The sequence below is a fragment of the Glaciimonas sp. Gout2 genome, from assembly GCF_035018905.1.
Taxonomy (GTDB): Bacteria; Pseudomonadota; Gammaproteobacteria; order Burkholderiales; family Burkholderiaceae_D; genus Glaciimonas.
This window is the reverse complement of the sequence record NZ_JASJXA010000008.1, coordinates 67555-92677: the sequence shown is the minus strand read 5'-3', so window position 1 is coordinate 92677 and position 25123 is coordinate 67555. Positions and strand designations below refer to the sequence as shown.

The window sequence follows — 25123 nt, the reverse complement described above, 5'->3', positions numbered from 1 at the left end:
TGGGCTTAACGGTCTGGATCTACGACTAAATGATCAGCGCGCCCGGCACCATTAGCTTGATCGGGGCTGGGGACTTGCTGATCACGAAGGCTGCCGAAATACAGCGCATATTGGCGTGTGAACTGCGCCCCAAAAAAGAAAATCTGCGCTGAATAGTAAATCCACAGAAGTAACGCCATCACCGATCCGGCTGCGCCATAGCTCGACGCCGTGCCACTGTTACCCAGATAAATTCCGATCAACATCTTTCCTACGATAAACAGTGCGGCAGTGCCAATTGCGCCAATGCAGACATCGCGCCAAGGTAACTTGGTTTGTGGCAACAGCCGATAAATAGACGCGAACAGCGCCGCAATGACGGCAAACGAAAATAGCGAGGATATGAACGGCAGGACGATAGGGATATCGCCAAAAAAACCACTCCAATATTTTTGCAAGACCGCCAGCGCCGCGCTAATTACCAAAGAGACCAGCAACAAAAACGCCAGGACCAGTACTAGCCCGAATGAAAGTAAGCGGGTTTGTATCAGCGTCATGAGTCCCGATGACTGATTGCGTTTCACGTACCATATTTCATCCAGACTATCCTTGAGTTCAGAAAATACGGTGGTTGCGCCGACGATTAAAGCAAGGGACGCAATAGTGGTCGCAATCACACCTGACTGACTGCTATGCACGGCGGCTAGTAACAGTTGAATCGCGCTTGCGCCAGTGGGGCCGATCAAGCCGGATAGTTGACCGACAATCTCTCCTTGCGCCGCTTGTTGTCCAAATACGGCACCAGCGATGGCTATTACCAAAACCAGGACCGGTGCCATGGAAAATAGTGTGTAAAAGGCTAATGCGGCACCTTTGCTGCCCGACCGTTGATTTAGCCATTCTTGAACCGTGCTGATAAGCATGGCACGAATGCGAGGCGGAATCAGAAATTTTGGATTCATTTTCATGGTTTTTTGCCTAAGGGAATGCCTTCCATTGGGTGTGTTTATTTATTACCAGAGTCAAGTCCTCACGAAAAGAGCCTATCAAATTCTACAATTTGGCTTACCGAGTGCTTTCACCCTACTTAAAGTTGACAGTTATAGCCCAAAACGTGAGTGTTCAAAGCGTGGATCTGGCCCATTTTCAAGCTTTTTGACGATACCAGCCTCATCAAAGTACACCGTCATCAAGGAGTTCCAAACACCGCTTTCTTTAAAGCCGTAGTTCCAGCCTTCCAGTTTGACACGGCTATAAAAGATGGTATCAAGCGGATGTCCGACGAGGCGCAGGACGTCGTTCTTTGATTGACCGACCTTGATTTTGGCGAATTGCTCCAGGGTTAAGACTTGCGTATAGGAAATCAGGCGTCCATCCGGGCTAATCCGCGCCATATGGGTTTCCTGCCCGAACGCACCCTGATCGTATTCAAGCAGGCGTTCATTGCCGTCTTGATATGTAGCAGTGGGCTTGCCGAGGCGACTGATGACTTGGGTTTCAGGGTCGCCCGGATTTACTGGAACAGCGCAGCCTGCCAGAATGACTGCCAGGCTGATAATAAGGGCGCTTGCGAGGTTTTTCATAATGATTCCTTATTGATAAAAGTACGGAATGACCTCTAAAGGAGCGAGCAAGGACTACCTTGCTAGGACTGCATTTAGGAGGCTTAATTCCGTACGCGATGCAATCATTTGGATCCGGTTAAAGTAGTTTGGCAATAACCATATGATAATACCGGTCTTATAATATATAGGCAGACGTGATAACGGCGTCAAGTGATTGAATCCGTAGAAGTTTTGCTATATACTGCGCCTTTGGTCTATGTGGGCCATTTTTAATTATGTAATCACGGTATATGGGGTTTCCACTCTGTGTACCGCTTGTGAAAGGTAAGTATGACTATCGAAAAAACAGCTAAAGCCGCTATTGTCGCTGACAATGCACGCGCGCAAAATGATACTGGTTCGCCAGAAGTGCAAGTCGCTTTGTTGACAGCACGTATCAACGACCTTAATGGTCACTTTAAAGCACACGCTAAAGATCACCATTCACGTCGCGGTCTGATTATGATGGTTAACCGTCGTAAGAGCCTGTTGTCATACCTGAAAAGTAAAGATCTTGGCCGTTATCGTTCGCTGATCGAAAAACTCGGTTTGCGTAAGTAATAGGCTTGTTGATAGGCTTGTCATTGATCTCCAATACTTTGTCTCGATATTTCGTGACTGTATTGTTGCTTAATCGATAGGTAAAATGCCTGCGTCAGTCTCTGATGCAGGCATTTTTGCTTTTTGCGAAGCGTATTTGTTCATAAGTGCAATTGTAAGAAACCGGATTTAGCGCCTAAATTAGTGCAACGCATTGGTTGACTGACGTGTCTTATCCGGAAGTATTTCGTAAGGAGACGATTTTTTTACTTCAATATGAAGTGATCAAACCGTCTGTGGTGAGGTGAACGACAGCCCCTGAAAATCTGTCGGTAAAATTAGAGAGGAAATATCGTGTTTAATAAAGTTACTAAGACTTTCCAGTACGGCCAGCATCAAGTCACGTTGGAAACAGGCGAAATCGCTCGTCAAGCTTCTGGCGCAGTATTGGTATCGATTGAAGATACCGTTGTTCTGGCTACCGTGGTTGCACGTAAAGATGCTAAACCAGGTCAAGATTTTTTCCCATTGACTGTAGATTATGTTGAAAAAACTTACGCTGCTGGTCGTATACCAGGCGGTTTCTTCAAGCGCGAAGGTCGTCCTTCGGAAAAAGAAACACTGACATCGCGTCTGATCGATCGTCCGATCCGTCCGTTGTTCCCAGAGGGTTACATGAACGAAGTGCAAGTGATCATTCACGTGCTGTCGGTCAATCCTGAAATCGATCCAGATATCGCTGCGATGATCGGTGCATCTGCTGCATTGTCAGTCTCTGGCGTGCCATTTTCTGGTCCGGTCGGCGCTGCCCGTGTTGGTTACATCGACGGTCAATACGTCCTGAACCCGACCACGACACAATTGAAAACATCGTTGCTGGATCTGGTTGTTGCCGGTACTGAAGCAGCAGTGTTAATGGTTGAGTCCGAAGCCAAGCAATTGTCTGAAGAAGTCATGTTGGGTGCAGTTGTCTACGGTCACGATCAAATGAAAGCGGTTATCAACGCGATTCATGATCTGGTACGTGACGGTGGCAAACCAGAAATCCAATGGAGCCCAGCGCCAAAGAACGATGCGCTGATCGCTCGCGTTGCGCATTTTGCAGAAGCTAAATTGCGTGAAGCATATCAAACTAAAGACAAGCAAGCGCGTACTGCCAAGCTAAAAGATGCGACTAGCGAAGTTATCGCTGCGTTGGCTGCTGAAGCTTTGTCGATTAACGCTGCGGCACCGGATAGCTCCGAAGTCGGCAATATCTTGTTTGATCTGGAAGCCAAGATCGTTCGTTCGCAAATTCTGGATGGCGAGCCACGTATTGACGGGCGCGATACACGCACTGTGCGTCCAATCAGCATCCGTACTGGTGTTTTACCACGTACGCACGGTTCAGCCTTGTTCACACGCGGCGAGACACAGGCATTGGTGATTGCTACCTTGGGTACTGCCCGCGACGAGCAAAAAATTGATGCATTGATGGGGGAGTACTCGGATCGCTTCATGCTGCATTACAACATGCCTCCGTTCGCTACTGGCGAAACAGGTCGTGTCGGTACACCAAAGCGTCGCGAAATCGGCCATGGTCGTCTGGCTAAGCGTGCGCTGTTGGCAGCATTGCCAGCACCGGAAGATTTCAGCTACTCCGTCCGTTTGGTATCGGAAATTACCGAATCTAACGGTTCATCGTCAATGGCTTCGGTCTGTGGCGGTTGCCTGGCATTGATGGACGCTGGCGTGCCGATGCAAGGACACGTTGCTGGTATCGCTATGGGTTTGATCAAAGACGGCGGTAAGTTTGCGGTGTTGACAGACATTTTGGGTGATGAAGATCACCTTGGCGACATGGACTTTAAAGTCGCTGGTACTGCAAACGGCATCACTGCGTTGCAAATGGATATCAAAATCCAGGGTATCACCAAGGAAATCATGCAAGTCGCTTTGGCGCAGGCTAAAGTCGGCCGTATCCACATTTTGGGCGAGATGGAAAAAGCTGTTCCGAGCGGCACTCAATCGGAATTGTCTGACTTCGCTCCACGTCTGATCACCGTTAAGATCAATCCGGAAAAAATCCGTGACGTGATCGGTAAAGGCGGCGCTGTGATTCGTGCGCTGACTGAAGAGACAGGCACACAGATCGATATCAGCGATGAAGGTGTTGTCACCATCGCTTCTGTCGACGCAGCTGCCGGTCAAGAAGCGAAGCGTCGTATCGAAGAACTGACAGCTTCCGTTGAAGTGGGCAAGATCTACGAAGGTACAGTATTGAAGTTGCTGGACTTCGGCGCGATTGTGCAAGTGTTGCCAGGCAAAGACGGTTTGTTGCACATCAGCCAGATTGCCAACGAGCGCGTCAATGCGGTCGCCGACTATCTGAAAGAAGGCCAGCAAGTCAAAGTCAAAGTGTTGGAAACCGATGACCGTGGTCGCTTGAAACTGTCAATGAAAGCTGCACAAGAAGCCGGTGATGTTGCTCCGGTTGCGCATGTTGCTGCATCGACTCCAGCTGCGCCTGCCGCACAATAAGCTGATTTAATTTAGCTTTGAACAAACCGTCCGAGATGCTGATTGCATGTCGGACGGTTTTTTTATTGTCTGGTGAGAGAATAATGGCGCGATTTTCTCGTTTCAATCATTGACGATCCTCGCGCACTGTCACCTGCTGATCTCCATCAATGATCAATGGTGCGGAATGAAGGCTGTTTTAGCCCTCTCGATTTTCAACCGTTAACTTTCGGCGATGCCTGTGAATCAGCTAAAGTGACACAAGCCCAGTCAAAGTAGTAAGAGTTAAAAATAAAAAATAAAAAATAAAAAATAAAAAATAAAAAATAAAAAATAAAAAACCGTCAAGGTAAACTACCTTGACGGTTTTTTTATATCTCGAAGAGAAGGGCTATAAAGCCAGAATTCACCCCAGTTATTGCGCTATATCAACGAGTAATCAACTAATAATCAATCAAAGACTGGTGACTCAACACCCAGAATTTTGTGCAATTTAGGCGAAGTAGTGGTGTATTGCATGTGAATCTTCTTGTCAGGGAAAATGTACGGTGCAGCACCAAACGCAGCTAACGCGGCTTCATGGAAACCAGACAAAATAAGCTTTTTCTTGCCCGGATAAGTGTTGATATCTCCGACCGCAAAAATCCCAGGGATATTGGTTTCGAACTTCTCAGTATCGACGACCTTTAATTGTTTGCGTTCGATATCCAGGCTCCACTCGGCGATAGGGCCAAGTTTTGGCGACAGGCCAAAGAAAACCAATAACGTATCCAATGGCAGACGACGGGTTACGCCATCAGGACCGGTTACCTTGATCTCTGATAGCTTGCCGTCTTTAACTTCGTGCCCAGTGACCTGACCGACCAGAAATTGCATTTCAAATTCTTCACACAACTGCTTCATTTTAGCAACCGAGGCAGGCGCAGCGCGGAAGTCTTCACGGCGATGCAACAGCACGACTGATTCTGCTTTGCCGACCAGATTTAAGGCCCAATCCAGTGCGGAGTCACCGCCGCCACAAATGACTAAATTTTTGCCGTGAAACTGGAGTGGATCTTTGACCCGATAAAACAATTGAGAATTGTTGAACTGGTCAATACCTTCGCTTTTGATCGTCCTTGGTTGGAATGACCCGACACCGGCCGCAATAAAGATGGTTTTGGTGATGAAGCGGGTGCCGACCGATGTTTCGACATTAAAGCGATTGTCTTCACGACGCTCGACCACAGTGACTTCCTGGCTAAGATGGAAGGTCGGATCGAAAGGAGCAATTTGCTTTAACAGGTTGTCGGTTAGCTCTTGTCCGGTACAGACAGGCACAGCCGGGATGTCGTAAATCGGCTTGTCGGGATAGAGTTCGACGCATTGGCCGCCAACAACTGGCAGTGAGTCGATCACGTGAGCTTTAATCTCAAGCAGACCCAGTTCGAATACCTGGAACAGACCGACTGGACCAGCGCCGATAATGACGGCGTCCGCTTCTATCGGTGCGTTGTTGCTATTGTTGATAACGGGGAGAGTAGATGCATCAATCTTGGCGCTGGTTTCCATACGACTATCTGATTCCTGTTTGGTTTGGGTCCCCCAATCGTTACTGCGAGCAATAACGAATGGCATTGACCTGTTTGCGGCACAAGCGACGCTGAGTTGCTTGCGACGTATATCGATCACATTTTTTTGGCTAGCAATCAGCTACGAGGACTTTTTCTTCGTACCTGAGCGCATTTGGCGAAAAATGCGGAAAACACTTTAGGGCGTTCATTTGCAATACTTCGCAATACTATTAATGCTATTTAAATTTAACGCTGAAGAAGATGCAACTTCTCCGTAACGTCTTTAAAGTCGTCAGCGTCGGGCAACGGTGGAATTGTCTTGGTGATCGACGGCCAGAAGCGCGACAGGTCTTCATTTAATTTAATGAATTGCTGTTGATCAGCGGGAACGTCTTCTTCTGCGTAAATCGCATTAACAGGACATTCAGCGACACAAACGGCGCAATCAATGCACTCATCCGGATCGATTGATAAAAAATTCGGGCCTTGGCGGAAGCAATCAACCGGGCAAACATCTACGCAATCGGTATAGCGACAGCTGATGCAAGATTCGGTCACAACGTGGGTCATAACAACAGTCCAATCTGTAAGTATTACTTGAAGCGGCAACGAGTCAAAGGTCAGGCTAGATGGCGGTGTTAGCCACCAGAGCATAATCTTGGCGCGCTCTTAGTTGCAAAGCACTGTATTTTAAGGTAATTCGGTATTTCCTACAAACGGCGGTTATATAGAATTCATATAAGCAAATTCACAATTCTGCTTAAGACGGCGTTGGCGGGTCTTTTCCATAGCGAGATATGCCGTTATGCTGCAACTTATCGGGTTTTAAGTGTTGAACTTCTCTCTGTCGATGCTTTGACGGAGCATAACAATAAAATCCAATCGCGGTTGCGTGAGGGCAAAAAATTAGCTAGTGTGTCAACTTTTGCAGCACCTTTAACCGTTAACCCATGGCGTCAAAAAAATATGGCATCCCATAACGAAGGTTCAACCAAGGCGATTTTTTACGCTTTAGGGGCTAATGGCGGTATTGCTCTCGCCAAATTTGTCGCGGCTATATTGACTGGCTCCGGAGCGATGCTGGCGGAAGCAATTCATTCGCTCGCTGATTGCACCAATCAGGTTTTTCTCCTGATAGGATTGAAAGAGGCCAAAAAGCCGGCGAATGACTCTCACCCGATGGGATACGCGCGGGTGGTGTATTTCTGGGCGATGATGGTGGCGATATTGTTGTTTTTTGTCGGTGGCGCGTTCTCGGTTGTGGAGGGAATCAAGCATCTGAGAAGCCCCGAGCCAATTAATAATCCCTGGGTTGCTTTAGGGGTATTAGGCATTTCGGTCGTATTGGAAGCTTTTTCCCTGCGTGGCGCGATGATTGAAATCCGTAAAATTTCACACGGGAAGTCTTTTTTTAGATGGTTCCGTGAAACGCGCCAGTCTGAACTCATGGTGGTAGCGGGTGAAGACATTGCCGCGCTGGCTGGGTTGGCATTAGCATTTGTCGCAGTGGTCCTGACGGTCTTGACCGGGAATCCATTATGGGATGCCTGCGGTTCGATTGCGGTCGGATTATTGCTGATGATCGTCGCGGTCATCGTGATGCGGGAAGTTAAGGCGATGGTGACCGGAGAGTCAGCCGCCCCCGAACTGCATGCTGCGATTGAAACGCATATTGCAGCGCATCCGGAAATCGATCATGTAATGAACCTGATATCGATGCAATGGGGTCACCAAATAATGATCGCAGTCCAGGCCGAAATGCGGCCGCAGACATCGGATATCGCGCTGGTCGATGCTATCAATGCTATTGAAGCTGACATCCAGTCACGCTGGCCGCAAGTGGTCTGGTGCTTTTTTGAGCCGGACCGGAAGAAGCCGCCTGCAGCGGTAACGGAGACCGAATTGTCCAGCTATCCGTAGCGTGCCGAAAATGATGTTAAAAAAACTCCTTAAGCCTTAAGCCATTAACTATTAACCGTAATATCGAAGTGATATTAGCAAAGTCGATACTACGAGTTGTCCCGATGGCTCACACACTATTTATATTTGGCACACCATGATCATTCGCTCCCTTCTCGATACCGATCTGTATAAATTCACCATGATGCAAGTGGTATTGCATCATTTCCCCGCAGCAGAAGTTGAGTATCGGTATAAATGTCGTAATGACGGGATTGATCTGACGCCGTATGTCGACGAAATTCGGGATGAAATTGCCGGATTGTGCCGACTGCGTTTTCAAGACGAAGAACTGAAATATTTGCTGAGTCTGCGCTTTATCAAAAGTGACTTTGTCGATTTTCTAAGTTTATTTCATCTGCAACAAAAATATATTACGGTGCAACCTTCGCCATTGAACAACGGCGAAATTGATATCTTGGTAAAAGGTCCATGGCTGCACACGATATTGTTTGAAGTGCCGGTCCTTGCGATTGTCAATGAGGTGTATTTCCGCGCTACTCAAAAAAATCCTGACGTTGAAGAAGGGCGAAAGCGTTTGCACAACAAAATGGCGCTCATCCGCGACGATCCTGCCATGTCTGGTTGTAAGGTGGCGGACTATGGAACCAGACGCCGGTTTTCACGGAGTTGGCACGAAGAAGTGGTGCAGACCATGCAACGCGATTTTGTTGAGCATCTGGCCGGTACATCGAACGTCCATTTCGCGATGAAATTCGGATTGATTCCGCTTGGAACGATGGCGCATGAATACTTGCAAGCGTGTCAGGCACTTGGGCCGAGACTGCGTGATTCGCAAATATATGCCTTTGAAATGTGGAGTAAAGAATATCGCGGAGATTTGGGTATTGCTTTGTCCGACGTCTATGGAATGACTGCTTTTCTTCGCGATTTTGATATGTATTTTTGCAAACTCTTCGATGGTGCGCGCCACGATTCTGGCGATCCGTTTGATTGGGGAGAGCGCTTGATCCAACAGTTTAAAGATAATCGTGTTGATCCTGCGACGAAGACCTTGGTGTTTTCGGACAGTCTTGATTTTGGCAAAGTGACAGCTTTGTATTTACGCTTCAAGGACAGGACGCGGATTGCGTTTGGGGTTGGTACCAATTTGACTAATGATTTGGGTTATACCCCGCTGCAAATTGTCATGAAGATGGTGCGTTGTAATGGGCAACCTGTCGCTAAATTGTCGGATACTCCATCAAAAAACATGTGCGATGATGCGGCGTATGTGAACTATTTGCGGCAAGTATTTGAAATTCCCGACGTTGCTAAAAATTCATAATTGTTATTTATAATAATGAATTAAGTTAATGTCAGACAATGTTATTTTAATCACAAATTTTTGTGTAATTTAAACCCGCTTAAAATAGTGCACTTTTATCTGATTCGAAAGATGCAATTGCTCAAAAAGATCCTCATCACGCTTGCCAGTTTTCTTCCTATTGCAGCCCACGCCGCCGAACTTGATGGCGCTCAATTATCCGTATGGTGGGGGATTCCCTTCATGGGCTTATTGGTCTCAATTGCCATGGGGCCGCTACTGATACCAGGATTTTGGCATCATCATTTTGGCAAAATCGCGTTGGGTTGGTCAGCGGCATTTTTGATTCCCTGCGCTATCTGGTTCGGTGTCCCATTGGCGGCGGCAGGCGTGGTGCATGCTTTTATGGCCGAGTATTTACCTTTTATCATTTTGCTGACCGCGTTATTTGTGGTGGCGGGTGGTATTTGTTTGCGGGGCAATTTGCACGGCACGCCCGCCCTTAATACCGGATTGTTGGCACTAGGAACCGTGCTGGCGAGTCTGATGGGGACCACAGGCGCTTCGATGTTGTTGATTCGGCCGTTGATTCGAGCGAACGACAATCGTAAGCATGCTGTCCACATTATTGTATTTTTTATTTTTTTGGTCGCAAACGCTGGTGGCGCACTGACACCATTAGGCGATCCACCGCTATTCCTCGGATTTTTGAAGGGCGTCGACTTTACCTGGACCTTTAAAAATATATTTTCCGAAACCATTTTCATGTGGGTTGCTCTGCTGGTGATTTTTTATTTTCTGGATCGTCATTATTTCAACAATCGCGAAGAACAATTGCCGCCGGTCCAAGATCCAACGCCTGACAATCCGAAATTGCGTTTCGAGGGGAAATTTAATTTTATATTGTTGATCGTTGTGATTGGTCTGGTATTGATGAGTGGGTTGTGGAAGTCGGGTATTACGTACGACATTTACGGCACGCCGGTAGAATTGCAAAATTTGTTGCGCGATGGATTGTTGCTGGTCGTGATTGTCGCGTCGTTGTGGCTAACCCCGAAAATTGCCAGAGAAGGTAATAATTTCACATGGGAGCCAATGTTGGAAGTTGGTAAGCTATTTGCTGCGATTTTTATTACGATTGCGCCAGTCATCGCCATGTTACGGGTTGGCGTACAAGGCCCATTTGGCGCGATTGTGGCGGCGGTGACGGGACCGGACGGACAGCCCAATAACATGATGTATTTTTGGGTCACAGGAATATTGTCATCATTCCTCGACAACGCGCCGACCTATCTCGTATTCTTTAATACGGCGTCTGGCGATGCTATCGAATTGATGGGTAAATTGGCCGGCACTTTAGCGGCAATATCTTGCGGTGCAGTGTTTATGGGCGCCAATAGTTATATCGGTAATGCACCTAACCTGATGGTCAAGGCGATTGCCGAAGAACGTGGTATCCGTATGCCTTCCTTCTTCGGTTATATGGCATGGGCATGTGTCGTGCTGTTGCCACTTTTCGCTATTATGAGTTTTATTTTCTTCCGCGCATAAAACTATGCGCGACCAAGCATTGAAACCGAACAAACATTAAGGACGTTGTCATGGGGAATACATTGAATGCATTAAATAAGCCAAAAATTTTGCTGGCCCGTGCCATTTTTCCGGAAATCATCACGCATCTGGAGCAATATTTTGAAGTCGAATCGAACCAGATCGATCGTATTTTTTCTCCTGCAGAACTGATTGAAAAACTGCAGGATAAGGATGGTTTGATCGCTACCGGCAGCGAACCTGTTTCGGCTGCGGTACTAAGCGCCTGTCCCCGCCTCAAGGCAGTGTGCAATCAGGCGGTTGGCTATAACAATATCGACGTAGCAGCGGCTACCAAAGCTGGTGTCATGGTGACTAATACACCGGACGTGCTGAACGAAACGACCGCCGATTTTGGTTGGGCGTTATTGATGGCGACGGCGCGTCGCATTACAGAATCGGAGCATTGGTTAAGAGCTGGTAACTGGAAGCAATGGCGCTTCGACAGTTTCCTAGGCGCTGACGTGCATGGTGCGACACTCGGCGTCATTGGAATGGGACGGATTGGTCAAGCCATAGCCCGGCGCTCAATCGGTTTTGACATGCAAGTGCTTTATCATAATCGCTCCCGCGTAACGCCGGAATTGGAAGCGCGTGCCAACAATGCCCGTTTTGTCAGTAAGGAAGAATTACTACGTCAGGCCGATCATGTGGTTCTGGTGCTACCGTACTCGAAAGAGTCGCACCACACTATTGGCGCTAAGGAACTGGAGATGATGAAACCCGGCGCTACGTTGGTCAACCTGGCGCGTGGCGGGATTGTGGACGACGTGGCACTGATCGCGGCATTACGCGCCCAAAAAATTGCGGCGGCTGGACTGGACGTGTTTGAGAACGAACCGGCCTTGCATCCCGACTTTCTTACGCTGTCTAATGTTGTACTCACCCCGCACATCGCCAGCGCCTCAGAACCAACGCGGCGCGCAATGGCGCTATGCGCAGCGGCCAATTTACTGGCAGCATTGTTGCCAGCCACGGTTGGGGCTTTGCCACCGAATTTGCTTAACCCAGAGGTAAGAAGGGGTTAAACAAGAAGGGGTTGAAACATGCACTACCGAAATAAAAAAAAGGCCGCACCACATTTATAGTCGTACGGCCTTTTTTCTGCATGATCGGTTTGCGTGGGAATTAACCCAATAAACTGTCAGAAGATGGGAGGCATGGTTACGCTTGCAAGTCTTTTACAAAATCAATATATTGTTGTTTTGCAACTTCTTGGGATGTGCCTTTCAATGCATTCCAGGCATCCCATTTTGCGCGACCAACAAAGTCTGTCATGCCGGGACGATCTCCAGTTGCATCGCCCAGGCTACCTTGCTTGTAAATGGCGTACATCTTTAGCAAAGTCATATTATCAGGACGTTCAGCGAGGTTCTTGGAGTCGGCTAATGCCTGGTCGAATTCAGTTTGCAGAGTCATAAGATATTTGGGTAAAAAATGGAAATGCCTGAAGCAGGCAGATTGATGAGAATGTAAACGGTGGATGGGTCGCAGGACGCATAGGCTGTGCCATGGATTGTTTTTGAGATAGCCTGGTCAACTGATTGGCTAAATTAAAGTTACCATTTTAGGCATATTTTTTGCTCTACGGCGTGCAAACACTTAATCAACAACTGCACCTACCACTGCGCCGCCAGCTTTCACTGTGCCACTCACAACCGTACTTGCCACGCTAACGGCAGCAGATCCAACTGCCACCGTCGCGCCAACGACAGTTGTTGCCACACTGACCACAGTACATCCGCTCAACGTAATTGCCGCAAATAGGCCCGACGCTAAAATAGCGCTAAACGCAATACCAGACGTATGTTGCATAAGTGGAATAAGTGGATTCGATACGATGTAGTCAGTGGCCTAGCGTATTATTTATACGCCGAGCAGTTCTACTTCAAAAATCAGCGTTGCGTTTGGTGGAATCGCACCGCCAGCTCCACGGGCACCGTAGCCGATTGCCGCAGGAATCACCAGTTTGCGAACACCACCGATTTTCATGCCTTGTACGCCTTCGTCCCAACCTTTAATGACATGGCCAGCGCCCAGCGGAAACTCAAACGGATCGCCGCGATCTTTGCTTGAATCAAATTTTTTGCCTGCGCTGCCGTCGCTATTTTGTAACCAGCCGGTGTAATGAACGCTGACGTGGTCGCCAGCTTTGGCTTCTGCGCCTGTGCCGACAGTGGTATCTTCGTATTGCAAGCCAGAAACGGTAGTAGTTGACATTGCTTTCCTCTTTGATTGGTTAATATGGATGGCAGTGTAAACCAAAATCAACGGTTTAACAGAACGAAGTATTGTAGTAGTAGTCTACAAATAGGTGTACCAGGGTTTGATATTTAGTCTGGTTGCCACGCTTTGGTATGTCACCTTGAGATCAGGCTGAGTATTCAAGCTTTGTTTTGTAACGTTCTTTATATTGTGATTTAAGTCAAAGGGCGCAGCATCGTTACGGCTTGCGCGGTAAAATATCTTTTTTGCTCTTCTGAATGTTGCCATGTCCGATTTTGCTGGCCTTACCACGCGTTCTACATTTTCTATCCGGTCACTAGCCACCGCCTGCGGATTGCTGACAGTATTGTTTGCATTGCCCGCACTTGCGGTGCCACCGGGCGCTGTTTCCCCCATTGTTCCACTCGCAACTGCTCCTACTGTCGTTGTTGTCCTGAATTCGCGTGATGCGACTATTAGTTTGATCGATCAGAATACATTTAAGGAAATCGGATCGTTTCCGGTTGGAAAGGAGCCACACCACCTGATGCCGACGCCAGACAATAAGTCACTGATCGTCGCTGCTGCTACCGGTAATGAATTGTATTTTTTGGACCCTAAAACGGGGAAAATACAGAGTCTCGTAAAAGATATTGCTGATCCTTATCAAATCGGTTTTTCGCCCAATCAAAAATGGTTTATCTCTAACGGTTTACGTCTGGATCGCATTGATATTTATGGCTTCGATGGTAAAACGCTAAAGCTGGCCAAGCGTCTGCCGCTGCCTAAAATGCCAAGTCATATGACCTTCAGTGCGGATAGTACGTTGGCTTTCATTACACTACAGGGCACGGATGAGATTGCAGCCGTTGACCTGGCCACCCAAACGGTCAAGTGGACCATGCCAATTGGAAAGCAACCGGCTGGTATCTACATGACGCCTGACAATAAGTATCTGTTGGTGGGTGTCATGGGTAGCGATTATGTCGCCGTAGTGGATTGGCGTACGCAAAAAATTGTCAAGAAAATCAAGACCGGCGATGGCGCGCATAACTTCCGCCCACAAGGCGATAAGCGTCACGTGTTTGTATCGAACCGGGTTGCCGGTACGATCAATATTCTGGATTTAGAGACACTTGAAAATGTTGGTGTGATTAACGTGCCAGGCGGTCCGGATTGCATGGAAGTGACGGCTGATGGCAAGACGATGTGGGTCACGCAGCGCTGGGTCAAGCAGGTTTCGGTGGTGGATATTGCTAGCCGTAAAGTGATTAAAACGATCCCGGTAGGTCGGTCACCGCATGGTATTTATTTTACCAACCGCGCTTCGGAATTGTGATGACCCGTTCTTCGATAAAGTCCGGCAGGCCTCGTACCCGGTTGGCTACCATAATGACGGTGGCAAGTTGTGCTGGCCTTCTGTTCTTGTCACAAGCGCAAGCGCAGGGGACCATTCCTGCCACCGCCTGCAAGGGTACGTTGTACCTGACCTTTGATACCGGTAGCCAATCGCAGGCAGAATTTATCGCCCAGACATTGCGTCGTCATCACATTAAAGCCACTTTCTTTATGGCAAATGAAAAAACCATCAACGGCGACTATTCTCTTGATCCATCGTGGGCACCTTTTTGGAAGTCATTGGTAGCGGATGGTCATGCCTTCGGCAGCCATACTTTCGATCATGTGTACGCGAAGCGTGACTTGGCAGATGGAAACATTGAAATGAAGCCCCAGTTTGGCGCTAATGGTGGCAAATTGTTATCATGGACGCCTCAGCAATATTGCGAAGAAATCAATCGTGTTGAGCAGCGTTTTCATAGTTTGACGGGTGCCCATCTTGATCCATTCTGGCGCGCTCCTGGCGGCCACCTGACGCCACACACCTTGGCTGCGGGACAAGCTTGTGGTTATTCGCACGTGGCCTGGGCCGATGCCGGATTTTCAGGCGACGAACTCCCCAGCGACAGATGGCCCAATAAACTGTTGTTGGAGCGTGAGTTAAAAAACGTCAAGGACGGAGACATCCTTATAGCGCATCTGGGTATCTGGTCGCGCAAAGATCCATGGGCACCCGCGGTCCTCGAACCACTTATTACTGGATTAGAGAAAAAAGGGTTTTGTTTTGCTACCTTAAGAGAGCATCCTGCCTATAAAATTTCAGCAGAAAAAGCGAGAGGCAAAAGCCCCGGTCCTTATGACATTGCCGCAAGCGCTAGTATCGGTAGAAAGCAGCCAGCATCATGATTGATAGTCTGATTAATCTGTTTTCCAATGTGCAGGCATGGATATTTCAGGTTGCCGTGCAACCGTTGATGTTTCATCTAGGTTTCAGTGAATACATTGAAGACGCGTTTGATGGCGTCGAGTGGTTTTTGATCGGGGTGTGCGAATTGATTGTCTTATTCATCATTTTGCGGCCATTGGAATCTGCTATCCCGGTCCATCCAATAAGCGACAAACGGGCTCGTCGGATTGATTTTTTGTACACCGTGATTCAGCGTCTGGGCGCATTTTCAGTTCTAATATTTTTTCTGATCGATCCGGTTGTTGCGCAGGTGACCGAGTGGTTCCATCTGGAAGGCATACATCCTTTCAATTTAGAGAATCTGTGGCCTGGCATCACTGATCGACCATTGGTCACTTTTTTGGTGTATTTGGTTGTTCTCGACTTTTTCGATTACTGGTACCACAGGGCTCAGCATAGTTTTGGCTGGATGTGGGGTTTGCATAGTTTGCACCACAGTCAGCAAAACATGAACCTTTGGTCGGATGATCGTAACCATCTGTTAGACGACTTAATTCGCGATATTTTCATGGCCCTGATCGCCATCGCGATTGGCGTCGAGCCATCGCAATATGTGCTCTTGGTGGCCGCGTCCCGCATGCTTCAAAGTTTGCAACATGCCAACGTCAGGATTCATTTCGGCAAGTTGGGCGATGCTATCGTAGTTTCACCACGCTTTCATCGTTGGCATCATGCGATTGGAATCGGTCATGAAAGTAAAGGTAAAGGATCATTAGGCGGTCATAATTTTGGTGTCTTATTCTCCTTTTGGGATGTGCTATTTCGCACTGCTTTTTTTGGAAAAACGTTCGAACGCACCGGCATCCGGGATCAGTTGCCAATTCCGCTCGGCAAAGAACGTAACTATGGCAGCGGTTTTTGGGAGCAGCAATGGCTGGGATTAAAACATATGGTTGAATTTGGCAGAAAGCCCCGTCGCTGATGCGCCCCGTCATCGTCGCATTCGGTCGGGCGCTGCTGTCGCAACTGCATTTTCGGATGTTGATACTGACTTTTTTACCATTTTTGCTATCCGTGATAATTTGGGGTTTGGCATTGTGGCTGGGTTTGCAACCTTTGCTTGACTGGCTGCAAAGTTATTTGGTTGGTAGTACCGGGATGAATGCCGCGGGCGGCGCCTTGAGTTGGCTTGGTCTTGGTGCCTTAAAGGCAGTTATTGTGCCTTGGGTAGCATTGTGGTTGCTGTTGCCGATGATGATTCTGACCGCGCTGGTATTTGTTGGATTGTTCGCATTGCCAGCTGTTGCCCGCCATGTCGGTGGCCGTCACTACGCCACATTGTCACAGCGCAAGGGCGGCTCTTTGTTCGGCAGTCTTTGGATTTCAGGCTCATCGTTTTTATTATTCTGCGTCTTGTGGCTGATCACCCTGCCATTGTGGTTGATTCCCCCATTGGCTTTCATTATTCCGGCGCTTTTGTGGGGTTGGCTGACTTATCGGGTGATTGCTTACGATGCACTTTCTGATTACGCCGATAAAGATGAACTAAAGGCGATTTTGAAGATTCATCGTTGGCCACTCCTGACAATCGGTATTATTACAGGCATGCTGGGCGCTGCACCGACTTTGTTATGGTTGGGAGGAGCGCTTTGGTTGGTTATCCTTCCTTTTATGGCTGCCGGATCAATTTGGTTATACGTACTGGTGTTTGTGTTTACTGGTTTGTGGTTTGAGTATTATTGTCTAGAAGCGCTGAGCAAGTATCGCGCTGGCAAGTTGGCTACAATTATCATTGCCGAGCGTGGAACTGATGCCGTCGATAGCGGTGCTGCAAGTGGAAATGGCGCTAACAGCGGACTTTCGATCGGCGATGAAGAGCCGCGTCGTTTAATGTGAATTTCAGGAAACTTCAGTGGGCTTCGGTAAACCTCGGTAAATTTTCATCGATTTCGGTAATTTCCCCCCTTACTCATCGTAAAAGAACCTCTTATGGCAATCGGACTAATCATCATCGGCGACGAAATTCTGTCTGGCAAACGGATTGACAAGCACTTTCCAAAAGTGCTCGAAATGTTGACTGCGCGAGGCCTGACCCTGAGTTGGGCCGAGTATCTTGGAGACGATCCGGCGCGCATCATCGCCACATTGCAACGTACATTTTCTAGTAACGACATAGTGTTTTGTACAGGCGGCATCGGTGCTACCCCCGACGATCATACGCGTCAATGTGCCGCCGCTGCGCTTGGTGTTCCACTGGTTTTGCATCCTGAAGCACGTGAAAAAATTCGTGAACGGGTCGCCGATACTGCACGTGAAGCGGGTCTCGAGCCAGACTATGAGACGCCCGATAACCTGCATCGTCTTAAAATGGGTGAGTTCCCATTGGGTGCCGACATTATCCCTAACCCGTATAACAAAATTCCTGGATTTTCATTCAAAAACAAGGGAAAAGCGCCAGGCCAAGCGCAAGGTATACACCATTTTGCACCGGGGTTTCCGGTTATGGCATGGCCTATGTTTGAGTGGGTGCTCGATACCTATCACGCAGACTTATTCCATCAAAATCCGCAACTTGAGCAGTCGGTATTTGTGTACGGTGCGATGGAATCTGTTCTGACGCCTTTGATGGAGGCGATTGAAATTGAATTTCCATTGGTAAAGGTGTTTAGTCTTCCGCACGTAGGCGACGCTGAGACGCAGCGCCACATCGATCTCGGTGTCAAGGGCGAGCCAACCCAAAGTGCTGCGGCGTTTATTAAGATGTTGGCAGGACTGGATCAGCTGCACATAGCTTATCGGTTAATTGGTTAGTTGACTCGGGTTCTTGCGGATGAGGTTTATTGTACGAAGCTAACAATTCTTAAGCCGATTGGTGCTCGATCATTTAAACTGCTGCTGGGCATGCTTAACGGTAAATTAAGCGCTTTGAAGGCTAGTTAATAGCGCTTAATGCTTAAAGTAATTATAGTTAAGCGCTGATTATCGGCGCCGTACTTATTTTCTTATTTTCTTTTTTCGGATTTCAGACTGTGTCAGAAATCAGTTGCGCCTCTATTTGATTGGTATCTATTTTATGTTCGGTTTTCTTTTTAAGCGTGCAGGTCGTTCTGCCGCCGCGGCACAATCAATGGTGGTACAGAAAGCACTTCAGCAAACGGAACTTCGCGTTGCCAGTGCGCAAGCCATCGATAGTGCGCGCCAACAGGCATTAAAACAAGCGGCTAGTTTGACGGAAGAGTCTTCGGCGGTGGTCTTTATCCTGAAAGCCGAATTTGCCGATGCGCGATTGCAAGCGGCGCAATGGGTGCATAGCGCTAACGGCCTGGAGCAAGTGTTGAAAGCGATGCGGAACGTCGATCGTCGTGTCGTAAAATTGATGCTATCCAGACTCGATGTATTGCGTCGTCAGCAACAAACCTCGGCGCAAGCAGTTCTTTGCCTGCAAACCGCGCAAGAATTGCTGAATCAAGAGCAGCTATTGCCGAATCAAGTCGCAGAACTGGATCGCGCCTGGCAGCAAATCGAAAACCCGCTTGAGATGCAACAGCAAGAATTCCGACAAATCAGTGCGGCTTTGGCGAGTCGGTTATCCGCGCAAGCTGAATTACAGCGGGCCGTGCTGGGTTTGCTAGCGCGTTTACGGCAATTAAATCAGCAAATTAACGACGATCCGTTGGCACACACTGCAGATGAGGTCGCATTCCAAGCGGCCCAAATAGCCGAGCACATGCAGCAGCATCAGACCAATGTTGAGGCAATAACTTTACCGAAACAACTGGCGTCAGAATATGCGGTCGCCTTCCAAGTCTTGCAACAGCGCCTCCAGACGTTGCTGAAATCGCAGGAAACACTCAATGCACGGCTTGCATTGTTGACGCAATGGGAGTCAATGGCAGCCGAGACCTTGAAGCCTGAACTGTTGCGCCGCAGTTGGACTAGCTTGGGTGTTCTTTCAGCAAGTCAAGCATCTGATCAGATTGCTGAGCAACGTTACGAAGCGTTATTGAAACTGAGTATTGCTTCAGCTCAGCCAGTAGTTTTACCTAAAAGCGCACAGCCACTTGTCGGTGTTGAGCAGCCGACTGATACGGATAAAGTCGCCTCGCATCAGCAGTTTGTTGCTGCGTTAGAGGGCTTGGAGGCCGCGCTGGAAGAGGGTGCTTTGCAAGTCGCAATGGATTACGACAAGACGTTACGCGCGATGGATTTCAAAGCGCTAAAAATCACGCCACCACAAAATGCACGATTAGTGCAGGCACGTGGTGAGTTAGGACGCTTGCAAGGCTGGGCGCGTTGGGGCGGTAATGTCTCGCGCGAGGAGCTGATGAAGGCTGCGCAGGAGTTGTCTGATCAAGGTTTAGCGGTGATCGAATTAGCCAAAAAAATTGGCAGTTTGCGGGCACGCTGGAAGTCACTTGATAGTTCGGCCGGCTCCGCGCCAAAAGTGCTATGGGATGGTTTTGATGCAGCGTGTACAGCCGCCTATTTACCGGTAGCGGCACATTTTCAGCTGCTGGCTGAAGAGCGTCAACGTAATCAGATCAAGGCGCTGCTGTTGATTGATGAGATACAACAATATGCGGCGGTAGCACTGAACAATACTGATTCGGATCGCAGCACCGGTTCTGTTGCTGGACTGCCGGATTGGAAGGCCATTGCACAATTCTGTCAGCAGAAGCAGCAAGCCTGGAGAGGTCTCGGAGCAATTAACCGGAGTGAAAAGAAGTCACTCGATAAGTCGTTCGCCAACGCAAGTCAACAACTGCTGGCGCCGTTGTTGGTGCAACAGCAGCGAGAGATTACCAATCGCGAAAAGCTGATTACTGAAGCCTCTGAACTGCCGGTAAATCAGCGTGATACTGCCGAACGTCTGCGCGAATTGCAGCTACGTTGGCAAGAGCAGGCCAAGGCGCTGCCCTTGTCGCGACAGGATGAACAATTGTTGTGGCAGCGCTTCCGTATTGCTTGCGATACGATTTTTACGCAGCGTAAAGAGGCCGCGTCGACCGCCGATACTGAGCGTCGACAAAATTTGCAAGTCAAAGAAGAGTTGTGTACCAGCCTTGAAGCGGCAATCAGCCAAATAGAAGTTGCCGTGCCGAGTGTTTTAACCGGAATGTTGCGTCAGACACAGCAAGACTGGAGCCGGACTGGCGCGGTCCCACGCGGTGCAGAAGCGCAAATAGAAGCGCGCCTTAGCGCTGCGGTTGCCAGCTTGCAGGCGCACATCGATCAAGCCAGACATAATGCCGTGATCGCCGAGGCGCATGCACTGTGTGACAAATTGGCGCTTTGCCAGTTGGTCGAGGTTAGTTTGGGGTTGGATGGCGATGCCGAACCGGAAGGCAATCCAGATCGTTGGGATGCCAATTGGCAAGCGATGCCGACGTTACCGAGTGTGTTTGAAAAAACAATGCGGAGCCGTTTTGATACCGCTCTTCAATTACATCGGGTTGCGGAGCGGCCCGCGATAGATGCCTATCTCATGACGCTTGAAAACAATCGCGAAAAACTCTTGCAAGAGCTATTGCGGGCAGAAATTATTACCGGTGTTGATAGTCCTGCGACGCTGACGCGCGAACGTTTGCAGGTGCAGGTAGAAGTACTGCAAGCAGCATTGAAAGCCGGTACTTCAGGGCTGAGTAGCAGCGATCAGCTATTGCGTGCATGTGGTTTGCCAGCATTAATGGATTATGTAACGCGGGAACGGGCCGAGCATCTGATTATGTCAGTCAAAGGACGGGCAGAAGTGGCAAAGGCTTAAAACTGGTTACGCCGTTTGGGAACGGCGTAACCGCGACTTGATGAACATAACAAATGAGGAGGGCCGGGCTTTCACCTGGCACCTCCTCATTTTTCATTTTCATTTACATTTATTGCCATTCATTCGCGCTTTTTACGTTTCCCCTTGGTGCCATTCGCTACTTTAACTGTGGGACTTATTTCTTGATATTGACGGCAGATGCTTTGGCTGCGGTTTGTGATAGCTGATCGACTGCGGTATTGACATTACTTTCCATCGTGTCCATCGCTTGCTTTGCGCTTTTAGTGAATTGTTCGTATCCGGCGCTGGCATTTCCGATCGCAGTTGTAATGAAAGCAATCGCGCTTTCACTGCCTGCCGGAGCACTTTTCGATGCTTGTTCAAATAACTCCATGACCTTACGCTTGGTTTCGGCAACTTGTGCGTCTGCCGTTTTGCTAAGTTCAGCTTTAGTTGACGCAGCTATAGTCGCTAAATGACGGCTGTACGCAATGACTTTTTCAGTATTGGGTTGTGCATGAGCCAGGCTCAACGACAAAAATTCCTGAGGATCTTTCGCTGAAAATAGTTTTTTTGTCGCAGCACTCGAATCCTCAAAAGATGCTTTTGCAGCAGTCACATTGAGTTCTACCAGTTTTTCCATGCCACCAAATGCTTTAGCTGTGAAATCAGTAAAGAGTGCCAGATTGGCTTCAAAATTGGCTTTAGCTGCGGAGGAAAATTGTTCGGCGGGTGTAGACATAAGAGCTTCTCCAGAGATGCTATACAGTGTGAGTGAGGAACAAATGGATATTGCAAGCGCTATTGACTGATGCGTAGTAACCACCGTGTGTGCCGGAGCAAAATACGCCTTGTGCGATGCAATAATTAAATTTATTCTCATTGCATTTGCCTGTCAAGTAATTGTTGGTGCGACGCAGCAAATGGATGGAAAGTTTGAAATAGGGGAGTCATCACGCAATGTGGTACAAGGCATTTCTCACGTGAAATCTTCTCATGGTTTTGAATCTGAAGAGCATCGCTTAAGCTGATAAACTGAATGCCTTATTGTTACGGCCATGGTTTAAACGTGAAAGCCTTTTACAGCGACCATTTCGTATTGCCTCTGCCGGTTGGACATCGCTTTCCAATGCAGAAATATCGATTGATACATGAAGGTGTACAGGCAACTAGTGCTAGCGGGGGTGGCATTACGTTGCACGAAGCGCCATCCACCACTGATGGCGTTCTTGCGCTGGCGCATCATCCTGATTATATCGAGGCCGTTTCTGCAGGTAGTTTATCCACGGCAGCACAAAAGGAAATAGGTTTCCCCTGGTCAGCAAAAATGGTTGAACGTTCTCGACGCTCGGTCGGTGCGACGATTGCTGCTTGTCGTGCTGCGCTAAGCTCCAGTGATCAGATTGCGGTGAATTTGGCTGGTGGAACGCATCACGCCTATGCCGATCATGGTGGTGGTTTTTGCGTGTTTAACGATTCAGCAATAGCGGCGCGCCTGATGCAGGCTGAGCGCCATGTTCAGCGGGTGGCTATTGTTGATCTGGATGTGCATCAAGGCAACGGTACTGCGTCAATCCTGGCACGTGACGACTCCATATTTACCTTGTCGCTTCACGGCGCGGCTAACTATCCGTTTAGTAAAGAGTGCAGCGATCTGGATGTCGGATTGCCGGACGGTACCGGAGACATTGAATATTTACAAGTATTACAGGATGCGCTTGATCAGATGTTTCGTCTTTTTATGCCGCAATTAATCATTTACCTCGCTGGCGCAGATCCCCATGAGGGCGATCGGTTGGGACGTTTAAAACTCACTTTAAATGGCTTGGCGCGACGCGATCAAATGGTATTTTCCGCAGCCGGTCAGCGCGCAATTCCACTAGCGGTCACAATGGCTGGCGGTTATGGCAAAAACATACAGGACACGGTAGCAGTTCATTTACAAACGGTCGCTCTGGCGGCGCAGCATGCGAGTCGCCAGGTCACTTATCTGGCGATGCCCTCGGACAATGCATCGCCCTTTACTTCAGGATAGATATTTCTTTTTATGCAGCCAGTTAATCCTCCCTCTTTAGCGACTTCTACGGTGGTGCAATCAACAAATCTTAAATCTGGAAGTGGCTTATTACGAGGCTTACTTTTTGTGATGCCGATGGTGTTTGTGCTGCTGTGGAGTACCGGTTTTATTGTCGCCAAATTTGGCTTGCCTTACGCACCGCCACTCACTTTTTTATTAATGCGGTTTGCGGGCGTCCTGATAGTGTTAGTGCCGCTGGTACTCATCCTGAAAGCACCGTGGCCAGTCGGGACAATTAGGCATATCGCTGTGGCAGGAATATTGCTACAGGCCGGTTATCTTGCTGGCGTCTGGTGCGCGATCAAATTAGGCATGCCAGCGGGATTATCGGCACTTATTGTTGGCATGCAACCAATACTGACTGCCGTTGCCGCAAGATGGATTGGAGAGTCGGTCAGTCCACGCCAATGGATCGGTCTGTTACTTGGACTTGGCGGTGTCGGTTTAGTCGTGGCGGCCAAAATCAGTCTGGTGGGATTGTCTTTGTCCAGCATTGCCTTCGCTGTCATGGCGCTTATATCTATAACGATGGGAACGCTTTACCAAAAACATCACTGCCCGCATTTTGATTTGCGCACCGGCACCATCATTCAGTTTAGCGCTTCATTCATTGTGATCTTGCCGTTTGCTATTTTTTATGAACATCTTTCGCCAGGATTGTCCTCGGTGCAATGGACTCCCAGTTTTATCGGGGCGCTGTTGTGGTCAATATTTGCGCTATCAATTGGGGCGATCTTTTTACTCTTTACGTTAATTCGTAATAGCGCTGCCACTAGCGTGACCAGTCTGCTATATCTGACCCCGCCGACGACCGCCGTAATGGCGTGGTTGATGTTTGGTGAGGCGTTTAATTTGTTAGGAATTATTGGTATGTTGGTGGCCATTGCTGGGGTCGTCTTTGTAGTGAAAAAATAATCTCGGGACCGCGGCTATTTTGGAAAAGAATTTGTAGCCGTTAAGCGTATATCGCGTACATCGATGTTATTACCTTCTTTTCAAGAGAGATAAGAATGAAAAGTGTTGACACCAACAGCCCTGACGCAACTCTGCGTAAACACGATCAATTGGTTACCGAACAGTTTGGCAGCACGGCCACGGCCTATTTAACGAGCACCGTTCATTCGCAAGGTGTCGATTTGCAGGATATTGCTGCTTACGCGCAAGCATTCCATCAACCAGTTGCGCTTGACATTGGCTGCGGTGGCGGCCACGCCAGCTTTGCGCTGGCACCCCACGTTGCAAAAGTGATCGCTTACGACTTGGCGGAAGAAATGTTGCGCGTGGTTGCTGGCGCTGCCCGCGAGCGCGGTTTGGAGAATCTTGAGGTGCAACAGGGCAGTGCCGATCTTCTGCCTTTCGCTGATGCGACATTTGACTTAGTGTGTACTCGCTACAGCGCTCATCATTGGACAAATCTGCCGCAAGCACTAGCCGAGATGGCGCGTGTTTTAAAGCAGGGCGGAAAGTGCATTGTTGTTGATACCGCTTCGCCGGATAACGTGTTGGCTGACACTTACCTGCAATCTATCGAGTTGCTGCGCGACGCTTCGCATGTGCGCAATCGCAGTTTGCCAGCCTGGCGAGAATTGTTAAGCCAGGCAGGCTTCAAAGTCATGTCCGATAAAGGTTGGAAGTTGCCTTTGCAATTCGATAGTTGGGTTGCCAGAATGCGAACGCCAAGTGAGCGCGTAGTTGCTATTAAGTCATTGTGGGACAGCGCGCCGTCAGAAGTGTGCAGCTACTTTCAGCGGGAAGCTGATTATTCATTTTCGATAGATTCCGTGATGATTGTAGTTGAAAAATAGACAAGTTTACATAAAATACAACTAATGGGTGGTTAT

General features: G+C 48.5%; 23 protein-coding genes. 15 read left to right on the top strand and 8 right to left on the bottom strand.

Features of this window, described 5'->3' with window-relative positions; genetic code table 11:
- Positions 1-5: 5 nt before the first annotated feature.
- Positions 6-947 (bottom strand): YihY/virulence factor BrkB family protein, encoded by a 942-nt coding sequence (locus QN379_RS08090; RefSeq protein WP_323506438.1) that lies wholly within the window; start codon positions 945-947, stop codon positions 6-8.
- Between the two features lie 132 nt (positions 948-1079).
- A complete protein-coding gene (gene bamE, locus QN379_RS08085; RefSeq protein WP_323506437.1) occupies positions 1080-1562 on the bottom strand; it encodes an outer membrane protein assembly factor BamE domain-containing protein in 483 nt (160 codons plus the stop codon).
- Positions 1563-1874: 312 nt separating this feature from the next.
- Here bamE and rpsO point away from each other — a divergent pair, with 312 nt between their 5' ends.
- On the top strand, positions 1875-2144 hold the full coding sequence (rpsO, locus tag QN379_RS08080; protein ID WP_205320164.1) for a 30S ribosomal protein S15: 270 nt from the start codon (positions 1875-1877) through the stop codon (positions 2142-2144).
- Positions 2145-2477: 333 nt separating this feature from the next.
- On the top strand, positions 2478-4643 hold the full coding sequence (gene pnp, locus QN379_RS08075) for a polyribonucleotide nucleotidyltransferase (protein ID WP_323506436.1): 2166 nt from the start codon (positions 2478-2480) through the stop codon (positions 4641-4643).
- Positions 4644-5072: 429 nt separating this feature from the next.
- Here pnp and QN379_RS08070 read toward each other — a convergent pair whose 3' ends face one another.
- Entirely contained in the window at positions 5073-6173 is a 1101-nt protein-coding gene (locus QN379_RS08070) for an NAD(P)/FAD-dependent oxidoreductase (protein WP_416186894.1), read from the bottom strand.
- A 248-nt stretch (positions 6174-6421) separates the two neighbouring features.
- Positions 6422-6745, bottom strand: coding sequence for a ferredoxin FdxA (gene fdxA, locus QN379_RS08065; protein ID WP_322239998.1), 324 nt, complete (start codon positions 6743-6745; stop codon positions 6422-6424).
- Positions 6746-7141: 396 nt separating this feature from the next.
- On the opposite strand from fdxA, the gene QN379_RS08060 reads away from it, so the two are divergent.
- From QN379_RS08060 to QN379_RS08045, 4 genes are all read left to right on the top strand, one after another.
- On the top strand, positions 7142-8095 hold the full coding sequence (locus tag QN379_RS08060; protein WP_323506435.1) for a cation diffusion facilitator family transporter: 954 nt from the start codon (positions 7142-7144) through the stop codon (positions 8093-8095).
- Between the two features lie 136 nt (positions 8096-8231).
- On the top strand, positions 8232-9422 hold the full coding sequence (gene pncB / locus QN379_RS08055; RefSeq protein WP_322239994.1) for a nicotinate phosphoribosyltransferase: 1191 nt from the start codon (positions 8232-8234) through the stop codon (positions 9420-9422).
- Positions 9423-9533: 111 nt separating this feature from the next.
- Complete coding sequence (locus tag QN379_RS08050; RefSeq protein ID WP_322239992.1) at positions 9534-10952, top strand: sodium:proton antiporter; 1419 nt, start codon at positions 9534-9536, stop codon at positions 10950-10952.
- Positions 10953-11002: 50 nt separating this feature from the next.
- Positions 11003-12019, top strand: a complete 1017-nt coding sequence (locus QN379_RS08045) for a D-glycerate dehydrogenase (RefSeq protein ID WP_322239990.1) — start codon at positions 11003-11005, stop codon at positions 12017-12019.
- 136 nt (positions 12020-12155) lie between these two features.
- On the opposite strand, the gene QN379_RS08040 is transcribed toward QN379_RS08045, so the two are convergent.
- The 3 genes from QN379_RS08040 to QN379_RS08030 form a co-directional block, all read right to left on the bottom strand.
- Positions 12156-12410, bottom strand: coding sequence for an acyl-CoA-binding protein (locus QN379_RS08040; protein WP_322239988.1), 255 nt, complete (start codon positions 12408-12410; stop codon positions 12156-12158).
- A gap of 183 nt (positions 12411-12593) precedes the next feature.
- Complete coding sequence (locus QN379_RS08035) at positions 12594-12806, bottom strand: hypothetical protein (RefSeq protein ID WP_322239986.1); 213 nt, start codon at positions 12804-12806, stop codon at positions 12594-12596.
- Between the two features lie 51 nt (positions 12807-12857).
- Positions 12858-13211, bottom strand: a complete 354-nt coding sequence (locus QN379_RS08030; protein ID WP_205320177.1) for an FKBP-type peptidyl-prolyl cis-trans isomerase — start codon at positions 13209-13211, stop codon at positions 12858-12860.
- 271 nt (positions 13212-13482) lie between these two features.
- Between QN379_RS08030 and QN379_RS08025 the strand changes: the two genes are divergently transcribed.
- The 6 genes from QN379_RS08025 to QN379_RS08000 all read left to right on the top strand — a co-directional run bounded on the left by QN379_RS08025 (position 13483) and on the right by QN379_RS08000 (position 21205).
- A complete protein-coding gene (locus QN379_RS08025; RefSeq protein WP_323506434.1) occupies positions 13483-14535 on the top strand; it encodes a cytochrome D1 domain-containing protein in 1053 nt (350 codons plus the stop codon).
- A 53-nt stretch (positions 14536-14588) separates the two neighbouring features.
- Complete coding sequence (locus QN379_RS08020; protein ID WP_323518977.1) at positions 14589-15440, top strand: polysaccharide deacetylase family protein; 852 nt, start codon at positions 14589-14591, stop codon at positions 15438-15440.
- Complete coding sequence (locus QN379_RS08015) at positions 15437-16423, top strand: sterol desaturase family protein (protein ID WP_323506432.1); 987 nt, start codon at positions 15437-15439, stop codon at positions 16421-16423. The genes QN379_RS08020 and QN379_RS08015 overlap by 4 nt, the downstream gene beginning before the upstream one ends.
- Positions 16423-17337, top strand: a complete 915-nt coding sequence (locus QN379_RS08010) for an EI24 domain-containing protein (protein ID WP_323506431.1) — start codon at positions 16423-16425, stop codon at positions 17335-17337. The genes QN379_RS08015 and QN379_RS08010 overlap by 1 nt, the downstream gene beginning before the upstream one ends.
- Before the next feature lie 93 nt (positions 17338-17430).
- Positions 17431-18252: a competence/damage-inducible protein A gene (locus QN379_RS08005; RefSeq protein ID WP_322239975.1), complete on the top strand. Its 822-nt coding sequence runs from the start codon at positions 17431-17433 to the stop codon at positions 18250-18252.
- Between the two features lie 532 nt (positions 18253-18784).
- Positions 18785-21205, top strand: a complete 2421-nt coding sequence (locus QN379_RS08000) for a DUF349 domain-containing protein (RefSeq protein WP_416348536.1) — start codon at positions 18785-18787, stop codon at positions 21203-21205.
- A 175-nt stretch (positions 21206-21380) separates the two neighbouring features.
- On the opposite strand, the gene QN379_RS07995 is transcribed toward QN379_RS08000, so the two are convergent.
- Positions 21381-21947, bottom strand: a complete 567-nt coding sequence (locus QN379_RS07995) for a phasin family protein (protein ID WP_322239971.1) — start codon at positions 21945-21947, stop codon at positions 21381-21383.
- A gap of 327 nt (positions 21948-22274) precedes the next feature.
- On the opposite strand from QN379_RS07995, the gene QN379_RS07990 reads away from it, so the two are divergent.
- The 3 genes from QN379_RS07990 (at position 22275) to QN379_RS07980 (ending at position 25087) form a co-directional block, all read left to right on the top strand.
- Positions 22275-23240 carry a histone deacetylase gene (locus tag QN379_RS07990; RefSeq protein ID WP_323506429.1) on the top strand — a complete coding sequence of 322 codons (966 nt, stop codon included), beginning with the start codon at positions 22275-22277 and terminating at the stop codon, positions 23238-23240.
- Positions 23241-23351: 111 nt separating this feature from the next.
- On the top strand, positions 23352-24197 hold the full coding sequence (locus QN379_RS07985) for a DMT family transporter (protein WP_322240741.1): 846 nt from the start codon (positions 23352-23354) through the stop codon (positions 24195-24197).
- Between the two features lie 131 nt (positions 24198-24328).
- Entirely contained in the window at positions 24329-25087 is a 759-nt protein-coding gene (locus tag QN379_RS07980; protein WP_322240739.1) for a class I SAM-dependent methyltransferase, read from the top strand.
- Positions 25088-25123: the final 36 nt, after the last annotated feature.